Source organism: Staphylococcus sp. HMSC034C12 (genome assembly GCF_001835895.1).
Lineage (GTDB): Bacteria > Bacillota > Bacilli > Staphylococcales > Staphylococcaceae > Staphylococcus > Staphylococcus hominis.
Window position 1 is genome coordinate 40194 of record NZ_KV826313.1, and the last position, 25844, is coordinate 66037.

Here is a 25844-nt window from a genome sequence, read left to right on the forward strand (position 1 = left end):
TTTAGGAGGTACATGTATGAGTCAACAACTTACTAGAGAAGAGCAAGAACGAAAATATCCAAATGAAACTTGGGATTTAACAACTATTTTTGAAAGCGATGAAGCTTTTGAAAAGGCATTAAAAGAGGTAGAGAGCTATCTAGGTAAAGAAGAACAATTTAAAGGACATCTAGGAGATAGTGCTAAAACTTTATATAATGCTTTAGCTTTAGAAGATGAGATTGGAACACAATTAGAAAAGGTATATGTTTATGCACATCTAAAACAAGACCAAGATACATCTAACGATAAATATACTGGTTTTGAATCTCGTGCGCATCAACTCATCATAAAAATTAGCTCAGCGTGGAGTTTCTTAGTTCCAGAGATTTTGCAAATTGATGAAGAGAAATTAGAATCTTTTATTAAGAGTAACGATGATTTAAAACGTTATGCATTTGACTTGAAATTAATTAATGAAAAACGTCCGCATATTTTAGATGCTGATAAAGAAAAATTATTAACCCAAGCGCAAGATGCATTATCAACTCCAGAAAATGTCTATGGTATGTTTAGTAACGCTGATTTAGAGTTTAAAGATGCAGTAGATAAAGATGGGAAAAAACATCCTTTAACACAAGGTACATTTATTAAATATTTAGAATCAGATGATCGTAAATTACGTCAGTCAGCTTACAACAACTTATATGAGGCGTATGGTGCATATAACAATACATTAGGTTCAACTTTAACTGGTGAAGTTAAGAAAAATATTTTCAATGCGCGTGCGCATAACTATAAAACGGCACGTGAACGCGCTTTAAGTAATAATCATATTCCTGAAGAAGTATATGATAATTTAGTTGCAACAGTTCACAAATATCTTCCATTGTTGCATAAATACACTCAATTGAGAAAAGAACTTTTAGGTATTGATGATTTGAAAATGTATGACATCTATACTCCATTAGTTAAAGATGTTAAATTTGAAATGCCATATGACGAAGCTAAAGAATGGATGCTAAAAGCCCTAGAACCAATGGGAAAAGAATATTTAGATGTAGTGAAAGAAGGTTTAAATCATCGTTGGGTAGATGTTTATGAGAATAAAGGAAAACGCTCAGGTGGTTATTCTTCAGGCGCACATTTAACTAATCCATTTATTTTATTAAATTGGTCTGATACTATCTCTGATTTATATACACTTGTTCATGAATTTGGACATTCTGCACATAGTTACTTTAGTCGTAAAAATCAACCATCAAACTCTAGTGATTATTCTATCTTTGTAGCTGAAGTTGCTTCAACATGTAATGAAGCTCTACTAAGTGATTATATGGATAAACATTTAGATGATGATCGACGTTTATTATTACTAAACCAAGAACTTGAGCGTTTCAGAGCAACATTATTCCGTCAAACTATGTTTGCTGAATTTGAACACAAAATTCATCAAATTGAGGAAGCGGGAGAACCATTAACTTCAACTCGTATGAATGAAGAGTATGCTAAATTAAATAGACTATACTTCGGTGATGTAGTAGAAACAGATGATCATATTAGTAAAGAGTGGTCTCGTATTCCACACTTCTATATGAATTATTATGTATATCAATATGCAACTGGATACAGTGCAGCTCAAAGTTTAAGTCATCAAATTTTAACAGAAGGACAGCCTGCTGTTGAAAGATATATAAATGAATTCTTGAAAAAAGGTAGTTCTAATTACCCAATTGAAATTCTTAAGAATGCGGGTGTAGATATGACTACACCAGAACCTATAGAGCAAGCGTGTGAAGTTTTTGAACAAAAATTAAAAGCATTTGAAAAATTAATGAAGCACTAAAAAGAGTGTATTCGTTTTCAATGTGTCTAATTTGTGACGTTTAGGGTGGAAATGTAGTTTAATATTGAAACGACGTTTTGAGCGTGTTATATTATATACATGAAATTAATCACATAACAAACATACCCCTTTGTTTGAAGTGAAAAATTTCTCCCATCCCCTTTGTTTAGCGTCGTGTAATCAGACACGGCGTTTTTTTTATGCTTAATTATTAAATCAAGTTAATATAAAAAGAGCGATACACTTCATATAAGTGATCGCTCTTTGTTATTTCTTAGGCATTTTAGATTGCCAAAATTCGCCGTCAGGATAATTTAGTTTTTCAACTTTTTGTTGTAAAGCTAATTTTTTCAATTCTTTTACGAGTAATTTTTCCGGCCATTCATAAATAGTAAGCAATTCTTCCATCGTTACTAATTGTTTGGATTGAATATAAGTTTCGAGATTTGGAGGTAATTCTTTTTCGATAGGGCATCCCATTAATTCATTAATAATATAAGTATAAATATGATAAGGATAAAGGCCTTCGACTTTCAAACCTTCTTCATGTACATCTTCACTAAAAAATACAAGTGAAGGCGCTTGTTCAATTTCCATTTCTCTTGCAATATGCAAATCTATTTTCAAACTTTCGGTAAGTTTATTTTTTTGTAAGTCTTCTTTGAAAACATCATAATCTAAACCAGCATTTTTAATACAATTACAAATCATTTCTTCAGTGATAATATCTTTTTTCGGTATAATTTCGTTTTGCATTAAATGAATAAAACGTTCCGCTCTTAATCTACCTTGTAATTCAGCAGCTTTATATGCTAAAGCAATATTATCAAAATCTGAAGTACTTTGAGCTTGACATTTAGTCAAGACCTTTAATGAAGGATTCAAAATATGTCTGATTCGAATATATTGATTATACTCAATTCTTAATTTAGAAATAATTGCGGATAATTTAAAACAATCTTTATTAAAAGGATCAAAGAATGAATAAATTTCTATTTTATTTACAGGTGACAGATTAGTGTTTTCACGACTCGCATTATCTACAATTTTAAGTTCTTCAGCCATGTTTAACTCACCTTCAATTATATTTAGGAATTCACCATATGGTTAGCAGTTAAACGCAATCTTTCATACAAGTATTCGCCAACTCCTGCTGGAAATTGAGCTTTATTGATTGCTTTATACATATTTTCTAACCATGCATCTCTTTCATAAGTAGTAATTCTAAATTCCATATGTCTTTTTTTTAACATTGGGTGACCATGTTCTTGAGTGTATAAATCAGGACCTCCTAGAAATTGTGTTAAGAACTGCTTTTGCTTTCTACTTGTTTCTTTAAAATCTCCAGGAAATAAATGGTTGATTCTTTGATCATTCTCTACAAGAAAGTAGAAATAATCAATCATATCATACAAAGCTTTTTCTCCTATTACATCATAAGGTGTTGTAGCCATAGTATCACCAATTTCTATTAATATATTTCTAATATAACATGAATTTTTACATTTAAAAGTAATTTGACTTTTCACAAGTTTATCTCATATCTATCCTAATTGAGCTTGATATTCAAAAAAGCGTTGAACTTTATTTTTAGGGGGCTCATGAACTAGGTCAAATTGTTTTAATAAATTTTGAAATTTTTCAAAGCCTATTTGATAATCATTGACTTCAAATTCTAGTTCATAGTCTGTTTTATCAAAGTATTGACTTTTATCTAATACTAATAGTTCATTTTGAAATTCAACTTCTAATCTTTCAGTTGTCAATGCACCTAAAACACTTAATTCGTTTTCTTCAATATCAAATTCAGTAAGAATTTTTTGAATATCGTTAGGTAATGTTGATTTGACAATTGTTTGTCCAATATGAGGCTTAATATCGATTGGATGATTATATTCTATCAAGCCAACTTTAGCTGGTACTTTTAGTGTGATTTCAAATGTGTTTTGTTTAACACGTATTCTTAAAGCAGAACGATGATCACGTAGTTTGAAACTAGGTGATTCAATATAATAATTTGTTTGAGTGAATGGTGTGAGTTGTTTAAAGTAAGAATCTTTAATCGCGTTATATGTATTGAAATCAATTAATTGCTTAAATTCAATTTCATTATTAGTACTCATAATTACACCTCATTAGAAAATCTTTAGTATATTATTGTAGTTCATTATGACGGACATTTGTAAAAAATTAAAGTAATAACAATACTAAAAATAAAATATATGGAGCTAAATATTTAATCGTTTAGAGCATACTTGAACTATGGTACTCTAATGTGTGTTTGAAAGTTAAATTATGTTAAACTAATAAGGAATAATAAGGAGGAACAAGCATGCGTATATATGTAAATGAAATTAAAATCAAAGATGATAGCATTTATTGCTACTCAGAAGATCCAACTGATGGATTAGATGAAGTAGGACAAATGCTTGTAGATAGTGATAATTTTAGTTTTGCTTATTTATTAGATGATGGCTCGTCGTATTCATATTTGATTTTTGTACAAGAGACGTGGTCAATGTTACATAATAATAGAGATAAAAAAGTAATTATTAACGATGAATTAGAATTAGAACATTTTCAAGATGAATTAAGTTATATCCTAGAAAATGTTGAAGGAAATAATAACTATGGTAAGGAGTTTGTTTCAGCAGTTGAAGAAACTTTCGAACTAAAGTGAAACGGAGTGGAACCATATGAATCAATGGGAGCAATTTTTAACACCATATAAACAAGCAGTCGATGAATTAAAGGTGAAATTAAAAGGCTTACGTAAGCAATATGAAGTTGGAGACAACGCCTCACCCATTGAATTTGTAACTGGTCGTGTAAAGCCTATTACAAGTATCATTGATAAAGCGAATAAAAGGAGAATTCCTTTTGATCGATTACGTGAAGAAATGTACGACATAGCTGGTTTAAGGATGATGTGTCAATTCGTTGATGATATTGATGTAGTTGTTAACATGCTTAGACAACGACAAGATTTTAAAGTTGTAGAAGAAAGAGATTATATTAACAATACAAAACAAAGTGGTTATCGTTCATATCATGTAATTATCGAGTATCCAATTGAAACATTAAGTGGTCAAAAAATGATATTAGCTGAAATTCAAATTCGAACATTAGCAATGAATTTTTGGGCTACAATCGAACATACATTAAGATATAAATATGATGGAGATTATCCTGCTGAGATACAACATCGTCTAGAAAGAGCTGCTGAAGCGGCTTACTTATTAGATGAAGAGATGTCTGAAATTAAAGAGGAAATACAAGAAGCTCAAAAATATTATACTCAAAAACGTGCAAAAAAACATGACTGATGAGGTGTCAATACATGCGTTATACGATTTTATCTAAAGGTGACTCTAAATCAAACACGCTTAAACATAAAATGATGAATCAAATGAACTCTTTTCATATGATGGAGGATACAGAAAATCCAGAAATAGTAATATCTGTCGGTGGAGATGGAACACTTTTGCAAGCTTTTCATCAGTATAGTCATATGTTATCAAATGTAGCATTCGTTGGAGTACATACTGGTCATTTAGGTTTTTACGCAGACTGGTTACCTCATGAAGTTGAAAAATTGATTGATGAAATTCATCATTCTGAATTTCAAGTGATTGAATATCCATTACTTGAAATTATTGTTAAATATAACAACACTAAGAATGAAACACGCTATCTAGCACTCAATGAAGCAACTATGAAAACTGAAAATGGATCAACATTAGTAGCAGATGTCGCAATTAGAGGTAAACATTTTGAACGATTTAGAGGGGATGGTCTATGTATTTCTACACCTTCTGGGTCGACGGCTTATAATAAAGCACTAGGTGGTGCACTGATTCATCCTTCTCTTGAAGCCATACAAATTGCTGAAATTGCATCTATTAATAATAGAGTATTTAGAACGGTAGGTTCACCATTAGTATTACCTAAGCATCATACATGTTTGATTACACCTGTAAATCATAATACAATTAGAACAACAATTGACCATGTCAGTCTAAAACATAAAAATGTGAGCGACATTCAATTTAGAGTCGCAAATGAAAAAGTTCGTTTTGCTAGGTTTAGACCATTTCCTTTTTGGAAAAGAGTTCATGATTCGTTTATTGAAAGTGAAGATGATTGATGAAATTTGTATACCATATTCATAGCGAAGAAATGCTTAAGACATTTTTACAACGTCATAATTATTCAAAGAAAACAATTAGCGCCATTAAACGTGATGGCGCTTTAATTATTAATAGGCAACCTGTGACAGTTAGATATATGTTGAAAAAAGATGATCAACTTATTGTTAAACTGCCGGAAGAAGTTCCAAGTACATATCTTCGTCCTTCAAACAAACATATTGAAATATTATATGAAGATACATATTTAATTATCGTTTCAAAACCGGTGCATTTAAATTGTGCACCTTCAAGAGAACATCCTCATGATAGTTTAATTGAGCGCGTGATGTATTATTTAAATCATTCTACAAATAAAGTACAATATGTAGTACCTCATATTGTTACAAGATTAGATCGTAATACGACGGGCATCGTTATCTTTACTAAACATGGTCATATTCATCACCTTATGTCGACATTTGAAATAGATAAGCGATATATATGTGTGTGTTACGGTAAAACTAAAGAACAATCTATGATAGAGGCACCTATTGGTAGAAACAAAGATAGTATTATTACTCGGTGTATTACGCCATCTGGTAAACATGCAAAAACTGAATATAAAACGTTGAGTAGTCATCACAGTGCAAGTTTATGTGAAGTTAAATTACATACTGGACGAACACACCAAATTAGAGTTCATTTTAAGCATATTGGTCATCCACTTATTGGGGATGACTTATATGATGGTTTTCATCCTCGGATTCAAACACAATCTTTACAGTGTTATAAAGTAAAATTTAGACATCCAATATATAATAAAGAAATCGAGATTATTTTAGACTATAAAAACTTAGAAAAAATATATCAAAGTGTAAATTAAAATTAGGAGGTACATTTGATGTCATTAAATACAGAAACAACTGACATACAACATAATAAAGTATACAATCAAAAACTACTAGATGACAGTTTAAACCGCAATGATATAGATCAATTCAGAAAAGAATTTCTAACTATACATCAATATGAACAAAGTGAATATTTTGAAAATACAACGAATCAGAATAGACAAAGAATATTCGAATTTTTATCGCCTCAAGAAGTGAGTAGATTTTTTAATCAATTAGATATTGAGGGGAAAGAATATGAAATATTATTTGATTCAATGCATGCACATTATGCAAGTGAAGTATTAGAAAATATGTCTACAGATAACGCAGTTGATATTCTAAATGAATTATCTAACTCAAAAGTTGCCAGTTTATTAGCTTTGATGGATAACAGAGTCACAGATAAAATCAAAAAGTTATTACATTATGAAGAAGATACTGCTGGCGGTATCATGACTACTGAATATATTTCATTGGATATTGGTACATCTGTAAAAGAGGCACTCATGCTAGTTAAAAGTCAAGCACCTGACGCAGAAACGATATATGTGATTTATGTCGTTGATACTGCCGGTCAACTCGTAGGTGTTCTATCTTTGAAAGATTTAATTGTAGCAAATATTGATGCTCATGTTGAAGAAGTAATGATTCGACGTGTTGTAAGTGTAAATGTAGAAGAAGATCAAGAACGTGTTGCTCAAAAAATGAAAGATTATGACTTTATTGCTATGCCTGTGATCGACTATCAACATCATTTAGTAGGGATTATCACAATAGATGATATTTTAGATGTTGTAAATGAAGAAGCAGATGAAGATTATTCACGTTTAGCGGGGGTTTCTGATACTAAGTCTACTGATCAATCAGTATTTAAGAAAGCATTGAAGAGATTACCGTGGCTTATTATTTTAACATTTTTAGGTATGATAACAGCAACGATTCTGGGTGGTTTTGAAGATACCTTGTCGCAAGTTGCATTATTAGCAGCATTTATCCCTATTATAAGTGGGATGTCAGGAAATTCAGGAACACAATCATTAGCAGTGTCTGTTCGTAATATTTCTAATGGTGATATTAAAGAAAAAAGTAAACTTAAAATAGCTTTAAAAGAAGCAGGTAGTGGGTTAATCACTGGTTTTGTATGTGCAGTGATTTTATTCTTAATTATTGTCATTATTTATCGTCAACCATTCTTGGCACTGATTGTAGGTGCAAGTTTAACTATTGCCATGACAGTAGGTACGTTAGTAGGATCAATGATTCCAATCTTAATGAATAAAATTCATATCGATCCTGCTGTCGCAAGTGGACCATTTATTACAACTATCAATGATATTGTAAGTATGTTAATTTATTTTGGACTTGCAACAACATTTATGTCATATCTAACATAGGGGGATGAAATGGAATTTTTTTCTTTGGTCATAGTCGTCGTCGCAGCATTTCTTACACCGATTATTGTTAATCGATTAAACGTCACTTTTTTACCTGTTGTCGTAGCTGAAATATTAATGGGAATTATTATAGGAAATTCATTTTTAGGACTTGTCCACAAAGATGAAATGTTAAATATTCTGTCAACATTAGGTTTTATCTTTTTAATGTTTTTAAGTGGATTGGAAATTGATTTCAGCGCATTTAAAAAAGACACAAGAAAGAGACAGGGTATTGATAAAAATGAAAAGAATTTACCAAGTCATTTACAATTAGCACTTACAGTTTTTTCATTAATAATGGTGCTTTCAATCATTTTAGCATTTGCATTTAAATGGTTAGGCTTTGTAGATGATGTATTATTAATGGTCATTATTATTTCAACTATTTCATTGGGTGTAGTTGTGCCAACACTTAAAGAAATGAATATCATGCGCACAACAATAGGACAATTTATATTATTAGTAGCAGTATTAGCAGATTTATTTACGATGGTTTTATTAACTATTTATGGTGGAATCAATGGTGAAGGCGGAGGGTCAATTTGGCTATCTGCAATTTTAATCGTGTTTACTGCAATATTTTATTTGTTAGGTTCTGTATTTAAACGGTTAAATTTTATGCAACGCTTAATGGGTGGTACAACACAAATTGGTATACGGGCCATTTTTGCATTAATCATTTTACTGGTTGCTCTTGCTGAGGGTGTTGGTGCTGAATATATATTAGGTGCTTTTTTAGCTGGTGTAGTTGTATCACTGTTAAAACCTGATGAAGAAATCATTCATACTTTAGATTCATTTGGATACGGATTCTTTATACCGATATTCTTTATTATGGTCGGTGTAGATTTAGATATACCATCTTTAATTAAAGAACCCTCTTTACTTATTATAATTCCGATACTTATATTGTCCTTTATCGTTTCTAAGTTGATTCCTGTCTTATTTATTCGAAGATGGTTTGATACTAAAACAACTATTGCATCAGCATTTTTATTAACATCAACACTTTCGCTTGTTATTGCTGCAGCAAAAATTGCTGAAGAATTAAAAGCAATTACTTCTGAAATGTCAGGAATATTAATATTAAGTGCAATTATTACATGTGTATTTGTACCTGTTGTATTTAAAAAATTATTCCCAATTCCAGATGAAGTGAACCGGAAAATTGATATTGCGTTAATTGGTAAAAATCAATTGACTATTCCAATTGTTCAAAATCTGACTTCACAGTTATATAATATAACGTTGTTTTACCGTAAAGATTTAGGTGATCAGCGTAATTTACCTGACAATGTGACTGTTATTGAAATTAGTGAATATGAAGAAAGTTTATTAGAGAGACTTGGCTTATTTAATCAAGATATTGTCGTATGTTCTGCTAATGATGATGGCTTAAATAAAATGATAGCAAAATTAGCTAAATCTCATGGTGTAAACAGAGTTATTTGTCGACTAGAAAATAGTGGTGATGATGAAGAGTTAAAAACAGATGGTATTGAAGTATTTAGTAATTTTATTAGTAATAAAATTTTCTTAAAAGGTTTAATTGAAACACCAAATATGCTAAATATTTTAAGTAACGTTGAAACTTCACTATATGAAATTGAAATGTTAAATTATAAATACGAAAATATTCTATTGCGTCATTTCCCATTTGGTGGGGACATCATATTTGTACGTATTGTTAGAAATAATGAATCCATTGTACCACATGGAGATACGCAACTTAGATATAAAGACCGTTTAATTGTAACAGGTTCTAAAGAATATGTAGATGAACTCAAATCTGAATTAGAATTTTATTATTAATCTATTTAAAAGAGAGGACAAAATAAAGGGTATCTTTGAAAAATAACATAAAAAGATACATTACTTTATGTACCTCTCTTTTTATTGAGATGATTTGAAAATTTATTATTACTTTATTAAATATTATTAACAATGGTAAAATATGTATGTTAAAAACGTTTATAATGAACGGATTAATATAAAGTAATATAAGGAGATAATTTATATGATTAATTTAGAAAATAAAACCTTTGTCATTATGGGTATCGCTAATAAACGTAGTATTGGTTTTGGCGTAGCTAAAGTATTAGACGAATTAGGTGCTCATCTCGTATTTACATATCGTAAAGAGCGCAGTAAAAAAGAATTAGAAAAATTATTAGGCCAATTAAATCAAAAAGAGCATCATTTGTATCAAATAGATGTTCAAAAAGATGAAGATGTCATTAATGGCTTTGCGAAAATTGGTGAAGAAGTTGGAACTATTGATGGCGTCTATCATTCAATTGCATTTGCTAATATGGAAGATTTACGTGGTCGTTTTTCTGAAACATCTCGTGAAGGATTCCTACTTGCACAAGACATTAGTTCATATTCATTAACAATTGTAGCTCATGAAGCGAAAAAAATTATGCCGAATGGGGGTAGTATTGTAGCTACAACTTATTTAGGCGGAGAATTTGCAATTCAAAACTATAATGTGATGGGTGTTGCAAAAGCAAGTCTTGAAGCAAATGTTAAATATTTAGCATATGATTTAGGCCCAGATAATATTCGAGTCAATGCAATTTCTGCTGGACCAATTCGTACATTAAGTGCTAAAGGTGTAGGTGGTTTGAACTTAATTCTTAAAGAAGTTGAAGAACGTGCACCGTTAAGACGTAATGTAGATCAAGAAGAAGTGGGCAGAACTGCTGCTTATTTATTAAGTGATTTTTCAAGTGGTGTGACTGGAGAAAATATCCACGTAGATAGTGGTTTCCACGCAATTAAATAAGTTTAAATTGAAAAATAGATATAAGATATATGATAAATCCAAGAGTCTGAGACAATGAGTTGTCTTAGACTTTTTTAATAAATTGACAGTTGATGACTGAGTTGAAAATGCATTTGTATCAAGCTTTATTCAATTTCACTTCCAAGGCTAGAACATAGAGACTTTTAATAAGAACATCTATATTCAACGCAAATTGGAGAGGCATAGGCATTGATGATGTAGAACGACGACTTAAAAATGAATTTTATCCCTCTTCTAGCTTTATATTATTTAATGTGATATGACATAAAAAAACTGCGAATAGAATATGTTCTATCCGCAGTAAGTAATTAAAAAGCATTAATAATTAAATTAATCTTTAACATCGCTATTTGCTTTATCAATGATACGTTGACGATACTTAAATACATTTCTTGCTACTGTTTTTAATACTGCATAAAGTGGAACAGCAATTAAAATAAGTGTGAATCCTCCTAAATCACCCGCTGCTAAGATAACAACAATGATTGTAAGTGGATGAATACTTAATGATTTACCCATGACGTTAGGTGTGATGACATTACCTTCAAGTTGCTGTGCAATTAATGTAACAACACAAACCCAAATAAATGTTGATGGACCATCGATAATTCCTAATATTGCAGCAGGCGCAAATGATAACCATGGTCCTAAAAATGGGATTAAGTTTGCTACACCAGCGAATAATACAAGCAATGGAGTATAAGGTAACCCAATAAGGGTATAACCAATATAAAGAATAATACCTAAGATGAAACTAACAGTAACTTGACCTTGAATATACGATTTTAACGTATAATTTAAATCTTTAAGTAAATCAACAACAAAAACTTTACGTTCTCCTTTGAAAAATTTACCAATTGCTGGAATAAATTTTTCATGATCTTTTAACATATAAATCAAGAAGAACGGTACCATAATCAATAAAAAGATGGTTGAAATAAGAGATGTGATATAAGTGATTGAATTTGCTAATATACCAGTTAAACTATCACTGATTGATTTCATTGTTGAATTAATTTTCGCTGTTACATCACTTGGTAATTTATCCATTTGATTTAATGAGAAATTAACCACTTGCTCTGCATCACGTTGTAAAGTTGGTGTTGCTTTGATTAAATTATTAACATTAGAAATAATAATAGGCGCAATGAAAGCTACTACGATAGCGATAATAGCGATTAATACGATAAAGATAGTTAAAATACTTGCCCAACGTGGGAAACCCCATTTTTCCAAAAGTGTTTGAAAAGGTAAGCAGATATAAAATAAAAATCCACTTAACAAGAATGGAAGAAACACTGAACCAATAATAGTTGCTATAGGTGTAAATACACTATGCACTTCCATAAATAACTTTATAAGTACGAACAGGATGATTAAGAAAATCCCAGTTCGAAACCATACTTTATTAAGCATAGACTTACTTCCTCCTAAAGTAATGAATTCATTAGTAATAAGTATATCTTAAATAAGAGATGTTAAAAAGGAAAAGTTGATTAACTAAAAAAGAATTATATTATAATATTTAGTTGTATAAAAATAGATGAGCTTAATTAAACAATTCCTAATTCTCTTAAAAAAGTATATAAAATCTAAAATAAAAAAGCTTATTATAAACGTTTATATCACTGTCACTAATAAATAAAATTGATACAATATGAATATATATGAAGGAGAGAAGATAACATGGGAGAATTTAAAGCTGGAAAAATTAATAAATATATTTTGAGTAGTGACATTCTAGAAAGAGATATCACATTGTCGATTTATCTTCCAGAAGATTTTACTGAATTATTTAAGTCTCAGGTGATTATTTGTTTTGATGGATTGGATTTTTTCCGATTTGGAAGGATTCAGCGTGAATATGAACGTCTAAGAAAAGAGGAACATATTGAACGTGCTATTATTGTTGGATTTCATTATGAAGATGTTGAGAAACGTAGAGAAGAGTTTCATCCTCAAGGTAGTCGTAGTCAAAAGACGATTCAGTCAGTAGTTAAAGAGCTTTTACCTTTCATTGATCAAACGTTCCCTACATATAAGGTGGGAAATTCTAGATTATTAATAGGAGATAGTTTAGCTGGAAGTATTGCCTTTCTTACTTCATTGACTTATCCTTCAATATTTAGTCAAATAGCTATGTTTAGTCCGCACTCAGATCATACTGTTCTTGAAAAATTTGAGACATGTAAGCAACGTAATCGATTAACGATTTGGCATGCGATTGGTAAAGATGAAGTCGATTTTAAATTACCAACGACTGGTGAGCAAGCGGATTTTTTAACTCCAAATAGAAAGCTAGCAAACCTTATTGAACAAGATGAGCGTGTCACTTACGTATACAATGAATTTAATGGTAGTCATAATTGGAAATCATGGAAACCTATGCTCGGAGATATTCTCTATTATTTTTTAAATAATAATAAATAATAGTACATATTAATAGTTTACAAATCTTTTTTGAAAGCCTTTTCAAAAAATGTTGTATCTAATAACGTATTAAATAGAATTTTGATATAATAGAAGTATGTTAAACAAAGGAGGAATTTCAATGAAGATAGGATTAGCACTTATTCCGTCACAATCATTTCAAAATGAAGTAGATGGCTATCGTAAGCGTTATGATACTGAGTATGCACGTATTATGCCACATATTACGATTAAACCTCACTTTGAACTTAAAGAAACAGAATTAGATTCATTTAAAGACGAAGTTAAACAAACATTAGATGGATTTAAACCTGTAGAGGTCCACGTGACAAAAGCTTCAAGCTTTAAACCGACAAATAATGTTATTTATTTTAAAGTAGAAAAAACAGAAGAATTAGAAAATTTATTTAATACATTTAATACCGAATCATTTTATGGTAAAGCTGAACATCCATTCGTTCCTCATTTTACGATTGCTCAAGGCTTAACGAGTCAAGAATTTGAAGATATATTTGGTCAAGTGAAGCTTGCAGGGGTAGACCATAGAGAAACCATCGATGAACTTTCATTGTTACATTACAATGAAGATGAAGATAGATGGAACATTGTTGATAGTTTTAAACTAGCATAATATGTATATAAAAAAAGAAGTCAAAACATTTTAGTTTTGACTTCTTTTTTAAGAATATTTTTGATGCTTTCTACTTTTGATAAAATAAATGCCATAAAAAATAGCGAGTAATAGAAAAATCAAAGCTGAGACATAGAATGTATTATTTAATCCATTTGAGAATTGAGCGATAAGGCCTCCGAAAAGAGGACCAATCATTGAACCAAAGCCTTGGACGCTATTAAATACACCCCAAGTTTCTTCTTGTTCAGATGGATCGATATGTCCAGCCATAAAAGTATTCCAAGCAGGTAATAAAATGCCATACATTAAACCTATAAAGGCGGCAACTATCCAAACAACAATAATATTGTTAACTAGTGAGAGACCAAAAATAAATAGCGTAAACAATATGAATCCTACAAAAATAACGGTATACATAAAGCCAGTGCTATTTTTATCGATCATTTTAGATAAAAATAACATTGATATTGCGCAACCAATACCACCAATAGCGATAGCAGCAGTATATTCAATAGTTGTTACCCCTACAACTTTTGTAGCATACGTCGGCAATATTGGAAGTAAAGCTGATATTGAAGCACCTTGCAACAAAATGCCTGGGAATAAAATCATATGACGTTTCATTACCTCTACAATTTGACCCAATTGTTCTTTCACAGGTTTAGTATTATAATTTGTGAGTTTTACATCTACAAAATAATAAAGTATCCATGCAATGATAACGACAAGAGACATCGCAAATGCAAATCGCGTTGGATGTATTTTGACTAGAACATTCATAAACGCCCAGCCTACAAGCAAACCTAATAACCATGAAAAGTATACATAACCCATTTGTTTGCCACGTTGACTTTCTTCCACACTAGATAACATGATTACCCATATTGGACTTACTGCAATCCCTAGCATAATTGCACTAATAATGATAATGATGGGATTAGCTGGAAAGAAAATAATTAGAAACAAGCTTAAAAAAGCTAATAAAAAACCTAAATTAAGGACGATTTTAGTCCCGAATTTCTTTAATAAAAATCCAATCACAAAGTTTGTAGCTGCATCTGAAATAAAATGAATAGATAGTGCTACTGAAGTCACAGCTACAGCGATAGAGGTTACAGTAGGTAAATAGTTAACATAACTTAATACATACATTCCTCTAGCAAATTCCATTAAAAATAAAATAACGAGCATTATTTTAAAGTTTTTACTTACGCTTTTATTGTTTGACAAAGAACTTGGCATATAATGGCACCTTTCCATAAATTTCTTGCTGTTGAGATGAATGATCGAGCATATTCAATAAATCGATACAAAGTCGATGGGTTGAATAATCTACTCTATCTTGACGCATTGTATTTATCATTAAAGTTAATTTGTTCGAATCATGTGTTAATTCAGAGACAATGTCAATTGCATCTTCAGGAGTATCAGCAATTCTACCATACCCTTTTTCTTGGAAATAATACGCATTTTCTAGTTCTTGTCCTGGAGCAGGATTTAAGAAAATCATTGGGATACTTCTTGTCAAACCTTCGGATATTGTAATCCCACCTGGTTTAGTGATCATTAATTGACTTGAAGCCATCCATTCATTCATATGTTTTGTATATCCTAAAATAAGAACGTTGTCGTAAGATTTAAATCTAGCTTCCAAATTACGTTTAAGTCCTTTACTTCTACCACAAATCATAACGACTTGAGAATGAGGACTTTTTTCTAAGATACGTTCTATCATATGTTCAAAACCTTTTGATACTCCAAAAGCACCTGCAGACATAAGAATAGTAGTTTTTTTAGGGTCTAAATGATATTTTTTTAGCCAAGCCTGTTGATCAATATCCGCTTCAAATTTATCAGAAATAGGGATACCTGTGACTTTAATTAAAGATGCCGGTACACCAACGTTTACAAAGTCTTCTTTTGTATCTTCAGTAGCCACATAATATCTATGAGAATTTGGAGTAATCCAGTTCTTTTGTAGACGATAATCCGTCATGACTGTTGCGATAGGAATACGCATGTTAAATTGTTCAGTTAATACTGACATCACGGGCGTTGGAAAAGTCATTAAAATCAAGTCAGGCTTTTCTTTTAAAAGTAGGTTAATTAATTTATTTAAACCATAGTATTTATAAAAACATTTATCTAATTCATCTGGTCGACTATAATAAAAGTTTTTATACATATTTCTAAAATATTTAAAGCTATTGATATACCATTTTTTACAAATAGACGTAAGGATGGGATGTGCTTCCATAAATAAATCATGCTCAATAACAGAAATATGAGATAGATTCATGTCATTCAATTGATTGACAATACTTTGTGTCACTTGTAAATGACCATTTCCAAATGATCCAGTGATAATCAATATCTTTTTATTTTGAGTAACCATTAATAGTCACCCTCCAATAATTTAAGTTTAATCCATCGAATAATGTATTACAGTAAAAAATACATACGGGTATAAATAATATGTATTTTATTCAAGAAAGTCATAAAATTCATTTATAGTGAATTATAGCATATTCGAACAATGATTACTTTAACTTTATACCCTTATCCTAGCACTAATAAAGTGAAATGTATGGGACTTACACTAAGATAAGAAAAAATTTATAAATAATTAACTTGGAATTAATATTAATAATATAGAAGATACAAAAATGATTTGATTTTGAGTAGTTCAGAATTTACTTTTTTAGGTGAGAATAAATTTATCAACAACTTTAAAATGTGTATAATAGAGATATTGAAAAAAAGGAGCGATACATTTTGAATGCGAATGAGTTGTTCAATAAAATAAGAGTTAAACAAGTTATAGGAACTTTAGATATAGATATCACTGATATTACTACAGATTCTCGAACTGCTAGTGGAGAAAGTATCTTTGTAGCCTCTAAAGGATATACTGTAGATAGTCATAGATTTTGTCAAAACGTCATTGACCAAGGAACTAAAATTATAGTTGTAAACCGTAAGCAAGAAGTTAAAGGAGAAGTCACACAAGTTATTGTACCTGATACTTTAAGAGTAGCCAGTATATTAGCGCATACATTATTTGATTATCCAAGTCAACAACTCACTACCTTTGGCGTCACTGGTACAAATGGTAAAACTTCAATCGCGACAATGATTCACTTAATTTATAGAGGATTAGACAAAAATAGTGCGTATTTAGGTACGAATGGATTTCAAATTAATGAAGAAAAAACAAAAGGGGCAAATACTACTCCTGAAACTGTATTGCTTACTAAGAAAATTAAGCAAGCTGTAGATAGTAAAGCTGAAGCAATGACTATGGAAGTCTCAAGTCATGGATTAGCTCTAGGACGATTAAGAGGGGTAGAATTTGATGTAGCTATTTTTTCAAATTTAACCCAAGATCATTTAGACTTTCATGGCACAATGGAAGCTTATGGACATGCTAAATCATTACTATTTAGTCAATTAGGTGAAGATTTATCAAAAGAAAAGTATGTGGTATTAAATAATGATGATGATTTCTCTAAATATTTAGAAACGGTAACACCATTTGAAATATTGACATATGGTATAGATAATGAAGCACAGTTTATGCCTCAAAATATCAAAGAATCTTTACAAGGTGTACAATTTGATTTTGCGACTCCATTTGGCACGTATCATGTTTCATCACCCTATGTAGGTAAATTTAATATCTCAAATCTTATGGCAGCTATGATAGCAGTGTGGAGTAAAGGAGTCGATTTCAAAGATATCGTAGAAGTGGTGAAATCTTTAGAACCTGTTGAAGGGCGTCTAGAGGTTTTAGATCCATCACTTCCAATCGATTTAATTATTGATTATGCACATACTGCTGATGGTATGAATAAACTGATTGACGCAGTGCAACCTTTTGTTAAACAAAAGCTCATCTTTTTAGTAGGCATGGCTGGCGAACGTGATTTAACAAAAACGCCTGAAATGGGCGCTGTTGCATGTCGAGCAGACTATGTTATTTTTACACCTGACAATCCAGCAGATGACGACCCTAAAATGTTGACTGCAGAACTTGCTAAAGGGGCAACACATAATAACTATGTAGAATTTGAAGATCGAGCTGAAGGCATTAAACATGCTATCGAAGTCGCGAATCCAGGTGATACAGTTGTACTTGCTTCTAAAGGTAGAGAACCTTATCAAATTATGCCAGGACACGTGAAAGTGCCACATCGTGACGATTTAATTGGTTTAGAAGCTGCGTATAAAAAGTTTGGAAAATCCAACTATGATCATTAAGCAACTTTCTGAACAAAATGAAATAATCAATGTCTATCTATATGAAAATGTGGATCATTCTTATTATATGATAGCTATTCCAGATATGTTTTGGTCTGTAGAATTAAATGTACAACTCAATGAACAGGAAATAAATGAAGAGTTAATAATGCAATTATTTACATTTAAAGAAGAAAGTGAAGCATTGCGTATAGCTTCTCAGTTATCTAAGTGGATAATAAAGGATTTAAAGGAGAATAATGAATGAGTTTAAAAGAAGAAATAGAATCAAGAAAGACGTTTGCTATTATCTCACACCCGGATGCTGGTAAAACGACGCTAACTGAAAAATTATTATATTTTAGTGGTGCTATTCGTGAAGCGGGTACTGTAAAAGGGAAAAAAACAGGGAAATTTGCAACCAGTGACTGGATGAAAGTGGAACAAGAACGTGGTATTTCTGTGACCAGTTCAGTCATGCAATTTGATTATGATGATTATAAAATTAATATTCTAGATACACCAGGACACGAAGACTTTTCTGAAGATACATACCGAACATTAATGGCGGTTGATAGTGCAGTAATGGTTATCGATTGTGCGAAAGGGATCGAACCCCAAACATTAAAATTATTTAAAGTATGTAAAATGAGAGGCATTCCTATCTTTACTTTTATCAACAAATTAGACCGTGTAGGTAAAGAACCATTTGAACTATTAGAAGAAATTGAAGAAACATTAAATATTGACACCTATCCAATGAATTGGCCAATAGGAATGGGTCAAAACTTTTTTGGTATTATCGATCGTGAGTCTAAAACTATTGAACCTTTTAGAGATGAAGAGAATGTATTACATTTAAATGATGAGTATGAACTTAAAGAAGAACACACTATTAGCAATGATAGTGCTTTCGAACAAGCGATTGAAGAATTTATGTTAGTTGAAGAAGCTGGCGAAAAATTTGATAATGAAGCATTATTAAATGGTGATTTAACTCCTGTATTTTTTGGCTCAGCATTGGCTAATTTCGGGGTTCAAAATTTCTTGAATGCATATGTAGATTATGCGCCTATGCCTAATGCTCGTCAGACGAATGAAGAAGTTGAAGTTAGCCCGTTTGATGACGAGTTCTCGGGTTTTATATTTAAAATTCAAGCGAATATGGATCCAAAACATAGAGATAGAATTGCATTTATGAGAGTAGTCAGTGGCGCGTTTGAAAGAGGTATGGATGTGACCTTGCAACGTACCAATAAAAAACAAAAAATCACACGCTCTACCTCTTTTATGGCAGATGATAAAGAAACCGTCAATCACGCTGTAGCTGGAGATATTATTGGATTATACGATACAGGTAACTACCAAATTGGTGATACATTAGTTGGAGGTAAACAAAAATTTAACTTCCAAGATTTACCACAATTTACACCTGAAATTTTCATGAAAGTCTCTGCTAAAAATGTCATGAAACAAAAACATTTCCATAAGGGAATTGAACAGCTTGTGCAAGAAGGTGCGATTCAATATTATAAAACACTTCATACGAATCAAATTATTCTCGGTGCAGTGGGTCAATTACAATTTGAAGTATTCGAGCACAGAATGAAAAATGAATACAATGTAGATGTCGTCATGGAACCTGTAGGTAGAAAAATTGCACGTTGGATTGAAAATGAAGAGGATATTCAAGATAAGATGAACACGTCACGTTCTATTTTAGTGAAAGACAGATATGATAAGTTTGTTTTCTTATTTGAAAATGAATTTGCTACACGTTGGTTTGAAGAAAAATTCCCAGATATTAAACTATATAGTTTATTATAAAAAATGACAATATAAGGTTTAATTTAAAATAATAATAAAGAAATACAATATTTTTAGCTTTAACATTGTTTATATATAACAAATCTGGTTATAATACTCTTAACAAATAAATACCTATGACTTAATGTCAGAGGGGAGTAACTTGAGAATTTGAGGGGCTATATTACTAACATCTTAAATTCAGCATTTTATCGTCATTACGAAGTTGATACTTCCGGTAAAATGAGCAAATTTGCTAAGTGAGACCTTTGCTATGAATTAGCATAGGTCTTTTTATTTGTAAAAAATAAATAAAGGAGCTGTCTTTTCATGGATCCAAGCTTAATTTTACCTTATTTGTGGGTAATATTAGTGTTAGTATTTTTAGAAGGATTACTAGCAGCAGATAACGCGGTTGTAATGGCAGTAATGGTTAAGCATTTACCACCAGAACAGCGTAAAAAAGCATTATTCTATGGTTTACTAGGAGCATTTATTTTCCGTTTTATTGCTTTATTTTTAATTAGTATTATTGTGAATTTCTGGTTTATTCAAGCGATTGGTGCTGCATACTTAATTTTCATGTCTATTAGAAATCTTTGGAATTTCTTCCATAAGAAAGATGAAGAGGAACAAGTTGGGGATGAACATCATTATGATGAAACTGGCGCTGAAAAGAAAGTAAGTGCTGGAAAATTTTGGGCTACCGTATTTAAAGTAGAGTTTGCTGACATTGCCTTTGCAATTGATTCTATGTTAGCAGCAATGGCTATTGCAGTGACACTTCCTAAGATGGGTATTCATTTTGGCGGTATGGATTTAGGTCAATTTGGAGTCATGTTCATCGGTGGTATGATTGGTGTTATTTTAATGCGTTTTGCAGCAACATGGTTTGTTGATTTATTAAATAAATATCCAGGTTTAGAAGGTGCCGCTTTTGCAATTGTTGGCTGGGTAGGTATTAAATTAGTAGTTATCGTATTAGCTCATCCAGATATTGGCGTATTATCAGAAGACTTCCCACATAGTACGTTATGGCAAGCAATCTTTTGGACTGTAATGATTTTATTAGTTGTGATTGGATGGTTAACATCAGTACGAAAAAATAAAAAGAATGCTAAGCATTAGATGTAATCGATACCTTTTGAAGTTTTTTTATAAAAGACTTCAAAAGGTTTTTTCAATTAATAACTATTTGTCAAATATTTTTAGAAAATATTTGACAATCGTTTGCTTATTAACACTAATGATATTAAAATTTAAGTAATATATAAATAAATTAAGATAGATATATAACCACATAAAAGTAAATCATTTTTTAGTGATATATATTGTGATTTCAAGGTTAGGAGTGGGCATCTTTGGATAATGATAAAAAACAAGTGATACCGCGTAGTAAATATGGGCGTAAACGTCACGAATACTTTCATAATGAAGAACGTGAGGAACGTATTGAACGTGAAAGACAAAAGCGTGAACATTTAGCAGAAAAAGAACAGCATCAAGCAAAAGTAAATGAAGAACGTGTCAAAGATAATTTAAGAAAAGCTAGAATTGAGAAATTAACACAAGAAGAAATTCAACAACAACAACATTTAGCTAAGTTAAGATCAAAAAGAGATGCATCAAACACAGCTAAGAAAAATAATAGGCATCATTTAACTCTGCCTGAAGAACAACACCTTAAACAAGAAGACATACATAATGAGGAATTGAAACAGCAAAAACCAATTTCGAGTAATGACTCAAAAAGTGAAAATGAAACGAATAAATCTATAGAACCAACTTATAGTAGATTGAATAAAAATAATGAATCTCGTCCAAAGTCTAAACAAGAAAAAGACAATCAACATAATGATACAATTAAAACACAATCTAAACATCCAACAATCACTGAAGAATCATACACTTCAACTAAGGATAAAGAATCAATCCATACTGAGAAAGAACAAGTTTCAACTCAGCAACGTTCAACTCAAGTAGAACATACTAAGAGTGAACAATCAAAGCACATATCTAATTCTGATAAGAATACGACAGAAAATATATCGGATCAACAATCTCATGAATCACATGAACAATCATCAAATGATACAAAAAATAAAGTCGTTGACTTTTTAAAAGAACATTGGATTAAAATTTTAATCGCAATTGCGTTAATATTAATTTTAGTTTTAGTAAAAGCTATTTTTACTGAACCTTCACAAGAACAACATTCAAATCAAACACATACACAAGATAAGAAGTACACAACAACTATGAAAAACGCTAATAATACTGTCAGATCAGTGGTAACAGTAGAAAGTGACGCACCTAAGAATACTTCAGTTCAAAAAACAAATTCAAAATTAGATAGTGAACTTGGCTCAGGTGTCGTCTACAAAACTGTAGGCGATACTTTTTTTGTATTAACAAATACACATATTGTTGGTGAAGCAGATAAAGTTAAGATTACATATGGAGAGAATAAAAGTATAAAAGGTGACGTGGTCGGAAAGGATAAATGGTCAGATATTGCAGTAGTGAAAGCAAAAATCAATGATAAAAATATTAATTCTATCCATATTGGAAATTCAGATAAATTAGTTTTAGGGGAATCGATATTAATTGTAGGTAATCCTCTAGGAGAAGAGTTTAGAAATACGGTATCAAAAGGGATTATTTCGGGGCTAAATCGGTTGGTTCCTGTTGATTTTGATAAAGATAATAAAAATGATGAATTGATGCAAACGTTTCAAATTGATGCTTCTGTTAATCCAGGAAATTCAGGTGGGGCTGTAGTTAATAAAGATGGAGAGCTTATTGGTATCGTTTCATTAAAAATTAATATGCCAAGTATAGAAGGAATGGGTTTTGCTATTCCCATTAATGAAGCTAAATCAATCGCTAAAGAGCTTGAGAAAAATGGGAAAGTAAATTACCCCAATACTGGAATAGCTTTAGAAAATGTAAATGATTTAAATCATTATGAACGCTCACTTTTAAAATTACCTAATGATATAAATGATGGGATTTTAGTGAAAAAATTAAAAGATGACGGTTTAGGTAAAAAATCAGGTTTAAAAATTGGTGATGTCATTGTAAAATTAGAAGGTAAAACATTAAAAGATAATTTGCAGTATAGACACATCCTGTTTAACCATCGACAAGATTTAAAAACGTTAACGGCTAAAATTTACAGAGATGGAAATATTCAAGATATAGAAATTAATTTGAAATGACATTGAGGTGACAAACTAATGTCTATTTTCAGTAAATTATTCAAAAAATCAACGCCTCAACAAGGTATTGTTTTATATTATTTAATTGCAATTGTCGTTGCATTTTTATTACTCAATTTACCTTTTGTACATAAACCTGGCGTGAAGGTGAGTCCTATAGATACATTGTTTGTAGCTGTATCTGGAATTAGTGTGACCGGTTTAACGCCAGTCAGTATTATTGATACCTATTCATCATTTGGCCAACTTATCATTTTAATTATCTTAAACATCGGTGGCATAGGCGTAATGGCGATAGGTACAGTGTTGTGGGTAGTACTTGGTAAACATATTGGTATGCGCGAACGTCAACTTATCATGCTTGATAATAATAAAGACACAATGAGTGGGACAGTTAAGCTTATTATTGAAATTGTTAAAACCATCATGACTATCGAAATTGTAGGTGCACTCTTGCTTGCATTTTATTTTTACAGAGACAATCCTGATTTAAAAAATGCTTTAATGCAAGGTTTGTTTGTATCTATTTCAGCTACTACAAATGGTGGGTTAGATATTACTGGCCAATCACTAGTTCCATATGCCAAGGATTACTTTGTACAAACTATTGTAATGTTTTTAATTATTCTTGGATCAATTGGTTTTCCAGTATTACTTGAAATCAGAGCTTATATACGAAATAGAGTAAGTCATTTTAGATTTTCTTTATTTACTAAAATTACAACAACGACTTACTTTTTCCTATTTATATCTGGATTTTTATCTATTTTAGCACTTGAGTACAATCATGCATTCAAAGGATATAATTGGCATCAATCTTTATTCTATGCATTATTTCAATCTGCAACTACACGTAGTGCTGGATTACAAACCATTGATGTGACACACTTTAGTGATGCAACAAATGTCATTATGAGTATTCTCATGTTTATTGGATCTTCTCCGAGTTCAGTAGGAGGAGGTATTCGAACAACGACATTTGCGATACTTATTTTATTTGTGATTAATTTTAATAACAATACAGAAAAATCATCGATTAAAGTATTTAATAGAGAAATTCATACCATCGATATACAGCGTTCTTTTGCTGTGTTTATAATGGCGACAGTACTTACTTTTGTAAGTATCATTATTATATTAGCAGCAGAAGCCAATAATTTATCATTCTTACAGGTATTTTTTGAAGTCATGTCTGCATTTGGAACATGTGGCTTATCACTTGGGGTGACAGATAATATTAGCAGTATTACCAAGGTCGTCTTAATGCTTCTTATGTTTATAGGACGTGTCGGTTTAATATCATTTATTATTATGATATCTGGGCGTAAAGAACCTGATAAATTTAGTTATCCAAAAGAGAGAATTCAAATTGGATAACTAAAAAAGGAAAGTGGGATACATTCATTTTGAATTCGTTATCCCACTCTTTTTTGTATGTAGATAGTTATGTTTTAAATAAAAAAAGAATATCGTTATTGAAATGAATCGTGATACCAATTAAAAAAACCTTTTCTTAGTTTTAGCAACTAAGAAAAGGTTTTTATCCATGAAAGATAAGTAATAAAATGATGGCAACAATTTGACCTAAAGACGATGTAACAATACGTCTTGTATACTGATAACTCAATGATAATATGACTTGAGCTATAAAGATAAAAATAACAATCCACCATTTATCAAGATAGATAAATAAAGAACTAGAACATAATGCAGGTATTAAAATTGTTAGCCAGCGAGGTAGTCTAAATTTATTTAACTCTTTTTGTAAGACAGCACGCATGTATAACTCATGACAAGGGATGACAAATAAGATAGTAACTAACATTTGCCATTTAAAATATACACCTGTTCTTGATAATTCTTTAATTAATTCGGTATAAGTAATTTGTGACGATATAAGTGAAAATATAAGTTGTATTATCACTAATACAACACCTGTGATTACGCCCACACCAATAGAGGTTAATAGACGTTTTGATGTGATATCACGTTGATAAAATACATAACTAATGCCAGCAATTAACATTATACCAGTATATAAATACCAATATTCTTGATGTTCTCCCCACATTATAAATAAGATAAGATGAAATACAATAAAACTTGCAACAAACCAAATTAAGGGTTTAGATGTATTTTTCATTTAATATTAACCTTCTTATTCAACGATTTTATATCGTTTGTGATTAATAACTGTTTTTTCAGGTAAATCTAGTTCATTAAAATTTTCCATAATTGTCAAATCAACAATAACTGAATTATCATTAATTTTTTCAACACGGCCTCTTAAACCGTCATAAAATTCTACAATATTTCCAACTTCTGCAACAGTCATTTCGAGTCCTCCTCAAATCATAGCTAGACTATATTGTACTAAAATTTACACTACAAATAAACAAATATATACTAAAATCAGAAAAT

The 25844-nt window shown here is 30.8% G+C and carries 24 protein-coding genes and 1 riboswitch; of the genes, 16 read left to right on the forward strand and 8 right to left on the reverse strand.

Going from position 1 to position 25844, the window contains the following annotated elements:
• Positions 1–16 precede the first annotated feature (16 nt).
• Positions 17–1825, forward strand: a complete 1809-nt coding sequence (pepF, locus tag HMPREF2629_RS03200; protein ID WP_070813141.1) for an oligoendopeptidase F — start codon at positions 17–19, stop codon at positions 1823–1825.
• Positions 1826–2092: 267 nt separating this feature from the next.
• Here the strand turns inward: pepF and yjbH are convergent, their stop codons facing one another.
• The 3 genes from yjbH to HMPREF2629_RS03215 form a co-directional block, all read right to left on the reverse strand.
• Positions 2093–2890 carry a protease adaptor protein YjbH gene (gene yjbH, locus HMPREF2629_RS03205; RefSeq protein ID WP_048761214.1) on the reverse strand — a complete coding sequence of 266 codons (798 nt, stop codon included), beginning with the start codon at positions 2888–2890 and terminating at the stop codon, positions 2093–2095.
• Positions 2891–2913: 23 nt separating this feature from the next.
• Positions 2914–3279 (reverse strand): truncated hemoglobin YjbI, encoded by a 366-nt coding sequence (locus tag HMPREF2629_RS03210; RefSeq protein ID WP_048761221.1) that lies wholly within the window; start codon positions 3277–3279, stop codon positions 2914–2916.
• Positions 3280–3369: 90 nt separating this feature from the next.
• Positions 3370–3948 carry a CYTH domain-containing protein gene (locus tag HMPREF2629_RS03215; protein ID WP_048761217.1) on the reverse strand — a complete coding sequence of 193 codons (579 nt, stop codon included), beginning with the start codon at positions 3946–3948 and terminating at the stop codon, positions 3370–3372.
• Between the two features lie 209 nt (positions 3949–4157).
• Here HMPREF2629_RS03215 and HMPREF2629_RS03220 point away from each other — a divergent pair, with 209 nt between their 5' ends.
• The 7 genes from HMPREF2629_RS03220 to fabI all read left to right on the forward strand — a co-directional run bounded on the left by HMPREF2629_RS03220 (position 4158) and on the right by fabI (position 11072).
• Positions 4158–4505, forward strand: coding sequence for a UPF0738 family protein (locus HMPREF2629_RS03220; RefSeq protein ID WP_002448177.1), 348 nt, complete (start codon positions 4158–4160; stop codon positions 4503–4505).
• Positions 4506–4521: 16 nt separating this feature from the next.
• The gene (locus HMPREF2629_RS03225) at positions 4522–5151 is read left to right on the forward strand and encodes a GTP diphosphokinase (RefSeq protein WP_054105360.1); all 630 of its coding nucleotides are present in this window, start codon (positions 4522–4524) and stop codon (positions 5149–5151) included.
• Between the two features lie 14 nt (positions 5152–5165).
• Positions 5166–5972 carry an NAD kinase gene (locus HMPREF2629_RS03230; protein WP_019835656.1) on the forward strand — a complete coding sequence of 269 codons (807 nt, stop codon included), beginning with the start codon at positions 5166–5168 and terminating at the stop codon, positions 5970–5972.
• Positions 5972–6838, forward strand: coding sequence for an RluA family pseudouridine synthase (locus HMPREF2629_RS03235; protein WP_019835655.1), 867 nt, complete (start codon positions 5972–5974; stop codon positions 6836–6838). Before HMPREF2629_RS03230 ends, HMPREF2629_RS03235 begins: the two co-directional genes overlap by 1 nt.
• An 18-nt stretch (positions 6839–6856) precedes the next feature.
• A complete protein-coding gene (gene mgtE / locus HMPREF2629_RS03240) occupies positions 6857–8242 on the forward strand; it encodes a magnesium transporter (RefSeq protein ID WP_019835654.1) in 1386 nt (461 codons plus the stop codon).
• 9 nt (positions 8243–8251) lie between these two features.
• On the forward strand, positions 8252–10096 hold the full coding sequence (locus HMPREF2629_RS03245) for a monovalent cation:proton antiporter family protein (protein WP_049434452.1): 1845 nt from the start codon (positions 8252–8254) through the stop codon (positions 10094–10096).
• A gap of 205 nt (positions 10097–10301) precedes the next feature.
• A complete protein-coding gene (fabI, locus tag HMPREF2629_RS03250) occupies positions 10302–11072 on the forward strand; it encodes an enoyl-ACP reductase FabI (RefSeq protein WP_019835652.1) in 771 nt (256 codons plus the stop codon).
• 351 nt (positions 11073–11423) lie between these two features.
• Here fabI and cozEa read toward each other — a convergent pair whose 3' ends face one another.
• The gene (gene cozEa / locus HMPREF2629_RS03255) at positions 11424–12509 is read right to left on the reverse strand and encodes a lipoteichoic acid biosynthesis protein CozEa (RefSeq protein ID WP_017175806.1); all 1086 of its coding nucleotides are present in this window, start codon (positions 12507–12509) and stop codon (positions 11424–11426) included.
• A 270-nt stretch (positions 12510–12779) separates the two neighbouring features.
• Between cozEa and HMPREF2629_RS03260 the strand changes: the two genes are divergently transcribed.
• A complete protein-coding gene (locus HMPREF2629_RS03260; RefSeq protein WP_017175805.1) occupies positions 12780–13523 on the forward strand; it encodes an esterase family protein in 744 nt (247 codons plus the stop codon).
• A gap of 121 nt (positions 13524–13644) precedes the next feature.
• Positions 13645–14154 carry a 2'-5' RNA ligase family protein gene (locus HMPREF2629_RS03265; protein WP_017175804.1) on the forward strand — a complete coding sequence of 170 codons (510 nt, stop codon included), beginning with the start codon at positions 13645–13647 and terminating at the stop codon, positions 14152–14154.
• 48 nt (positions 14155–14202) lie between these two features.
• Here HMPREF2629_RS03265 and ltaA read toward each other — a convergent pair whose 3' ends face one another.
• Both ltaA and HMPREF2629_RS03275 read right to left on the reverse strand, forming a co-directional pair.
• On the reverse strand, positions 14203–15399 hold the full coding sequence (ltaA, locus tag HMPREF2629_RS03270) for a lipoteichoic acid biosynthesis MFS flippase LtaA (RefSeq protein WP_017175803.1): 1197 nt from the start codon (positions 15397–15399) through the stop codon (positions 14203–14205).
• Positions 15374–16552: a diglucosyl diacylglycerol synthase gene (locus tag HMPREF2629_RS03275; RefSeq protein ID WP_017175802.1), complete on the reverse strand. Its 1179-nt coding sequence runs from the start codon at positions 16550–16552 to the stop codon at positions 15374–15376. The genes ltaA and HMPREF2629_RS03275 overlap by 26 nt, the downstream gene beginning before the upstream one ends.
• A 380-nt stretch (positions 16553–16932) precedes the next feature.
• Here HMPREF2629_RS03275 and HMPREF2629_RS03280 point away from each other — a divergent pair, with 380 nt between their 5' ends.
• The 6 genes from HMPREF2629_RS03280 (at position 16933) to HMPREF2629_RS03305 (ending at position 24800) form a co-directional block, all read left to right on the forward strand.
• Positions 16933–18417 carry a UDP-N-acetylmuramoyl-L-alanyl-D-glutamate--L-lysine ligase gene (locus HMPREF2629_RS03280; RefSeq protein WP_017175801.1) on the forward strand — a complete coding sequence of 495 codons (1485 nt, stop codon included), beginning with the start codon at positions 16933–16935 and terminating at the stop codon, positions 18415–18417.
• The gene (locus HMPREF2629_RS03285) at positions 18407–18664 is read left to right on the forward strand and encodes a YueH family protein (protein WP_017175800.1); all 258 of its coding nucleotides are present in this window, start codon (positions 18407–18409) and stop codon (positions 18662–18664) included. Before HMPREF2629_RS03280 ends, HMPREF2629_RS03285 begins: the two co-directional genes overlap by 11 nt.
• On the forward strand, positions 18661–20223 hold the full coding sequence (locus tag HMPREF2629_RS03290; protein ID WP_017175799.1) for a peptide chain release factor 3: 1563 nt from the start codon (positions 18661–18663) through the stop codon (positions 20221–20223). Before HMPREF2629_RS03285 ends, HMPREF2629_RS03290 begins: the two co-directional genes overlap by 4 nt.
• Positions 20224–20343: 120 nt before the next feature.
• A riboswitch (yybP-ykoY riboswitch) is annotated at positions 20344–20476 on the forward strand.
• Positions 20477–20532: 56 nt separating this feature from the next.
• Positions 20533–21330 (forward strand): TerC family protein, encoded by a 798-nt coding sequence (locus HMPREF2629_RS03295; protein ID WP_048682477.1) that lies wholly within the window; start codon positions 20533–20535, stop codon positions 21328–21330.
• Positions 21331–21563: 233 nt separating this feature from the next.
• Entirely contained in the window at positions 21564–23423 is a 1860-nt protein-coding gene (locus HMPREF2629_RS03300) for a trypsin-like peptidase domain-containing protein (protein WP_054105367.1), read from the forward strand.
• Between the two features lie 18 nt (positions 23424–23441).
• Positions 23442–24800, forward strand: coding sequence for a TrkH family potassium uptake protein (locus HMPREF2629_RS03305; protein ID WP_002488327.1), 1359 nt, complete (start codon positions 23442–23444; stop codon positions 24798–24800).
• 163 nt (positions 24801–24963) lie between these two features.
• Here the strand turns inward: HMPREF2629_RS03305 and HMPREF2629_RS03310 are convergent, their stop codons facing one another.
• Both HMPREF2629_RS03310 and HMPREF2629_RS03315 read right to left on the reverse strand, forming a co-directional pair.
• Positions 24964–25566: a CPBP family glutamic-type intramembrane protease gene (locus HMPREF2629_RS03310; protein ID WP_019835286.1), complete on the reverse strand. Its 603-nt coding sequence runs from the start codon at positions 25564–25566 to the stop codon at positions 24964–24966.
• 15 nt (positions 25567–25581) lie between these two features.
• Positions 25582–25758, reverse strand: a complete 177-nt coding sequence (locus HMPREF2629_RS03315; protein ID WP_002448045.1) for a YkvS family protein — start codon at positions 25756–25758, stop codon at positions 25582–25584.
• Between the last annotated feature and the right edge of the window lie 86 nt (positions 25759–25844).

Coding starts and splice junctions, on each gene's coding strand:
- HMPREF2629_RS03265 (WP_017175804.1), top strand. CDS start 13,645: ATGAAGATAGGATTAGCACTTATTCCGTCACAATCATTTCAAAATGAA.
- HMPREF2629_RS03310 (WP_019835286.1), bottom strand. CDS start 25,566: ATGAAAAATACATCTAAACCCTTAATTTGGTTTGTTGCAAGTTTTATT.
- HMPREF2629_RS03230 (WP_019835656.1), top strand. CDS start 5,166: ATGCGTTATACGATTTTATCTAAAGGTGACTCTAAATCAAACACGCTT.
- HMPREF2629_RS03290 (WP_017175799.1), top strand. CDS start 18,661: ATGAGTTTAAAAGAAGAAATAGAATCAAGAAAGACGTTTGCTATTATC.
- HMPREF2629_RS03260 (WP_017175805.1), top strand. CDS start 12,780: ATGGGAGAATTTAAAGCTGGAAAAATTAATAAATATATTTTGAGTAGT.
- mgtE (WP_019835654.1), top strand. CDS start 6,857: ATGTCATTAAATACAGAAACAACTGACATACAACATAATAAAGTATAC.
- yjbH (WP_048761214.1), bottom strand. CDS start 2,890: ATGGCTGAAGAACTTAAAATTGTAGATAATGCGAGTCGTGAAAACACT.
- HMPREF2629_RS03295 (WP_048682477.1), top strand. CDS start 20,533: ATGGATCCAAGCTTAATTTTACCTTATTTGTGGGTAATATTAGTGTTA.
- HMPREF2629_RS03285 (WP_017175800.1), top strand. CDS start 18,407: ATGATCATTAAGCAACTTTCTGAACAAAATGAAATAATCAATGTCTAT.
- fabI (WP_019835652.1), top strand. CDS start 10,302: ATGATTAATTTAGAAAATAAAACCTTTGTCATTATGGGTATCGCTAAT.
- HMPREF2629_RS03315 (WP_002448045.1), bottom strand. CDS start 25,758: ATGACTGTTGCAGAAGTTGGAAATATTGTAGAATTTTATGACGGTTTA.
- HMPREF2629_RS03210 (WP_048761221.1), bottom strand. CDS start 3,279: ATGGCTACAACACCTTATGATGTAATAGGAGAAAAAGCTTTGTATGAT.
- HMPREF2629_RS03305 (WP_002488327.1), top strand. CDS start 23,442: ATGTCTATTTTCAGTAAATTATTCAAAAAATCAACGCCTCAACAAGGT.
- HMPREF2629_RS03235 (WP_019835655.1), top strand. CDS start 5,972: ATGAAATTTGTATACCATATTCATAGCGAAGAAATGCTTAAGACATTT.
- HMPREF2629_RS03275 (WP_017175802.1), bottom strand. CDS start 16,552: ATGGTTACTCAAAATAAAAAGATATTGATTATCACTGGATCATTTGGA.
- HMPREF2629_RS03245 (WP_049434452.1), top strand. CDS start 8,252: ATGGAATTTTTTTCTTTGGTCATAGTCGTCGTCGCAGCATTTCTTACA.
- pepF (WP_070813141.1), top strand. CDS start 17: ATGAGTCAACAACTTACTAGAGAAGAGCAAGAACGAAAATATCCAAAT.
- ltaA (WP_017175803.1), bottom strand. CDS start 15,399: ATGCCAAGTTCTTTGTCAAACAATAAAAGCGTAAGTAAAAACTTTAAA.
- HMPREF2629_RS03220 (WP_002448177.1), top strand. CDS start 4,158: ATGCGTATATATGTAAATGAAATTAAAATCAAAGATGATAGCATTTAT.
- cozEa (WP_017175806.1), bottom strand. CDS start 12,509: ATGCTTAATAAAGTATGGTTTCGAACTGGGATTTTCTTAATCATCCTG.
- HMPREF2629_RS03225 (WP_054105360.1), top strand. CDS start 4,522: ATGAATCAATGGGAGCAATTTTTAACACCATATAAACAAGCAGTCGAT.
- HMPREF2629_RS03215 (WP_048761217.1), bottom strand. CDS start 3,948: ATGAGTACTAATAATGAAATTGAATTTAAGCAATTAATTGATTTCAAT.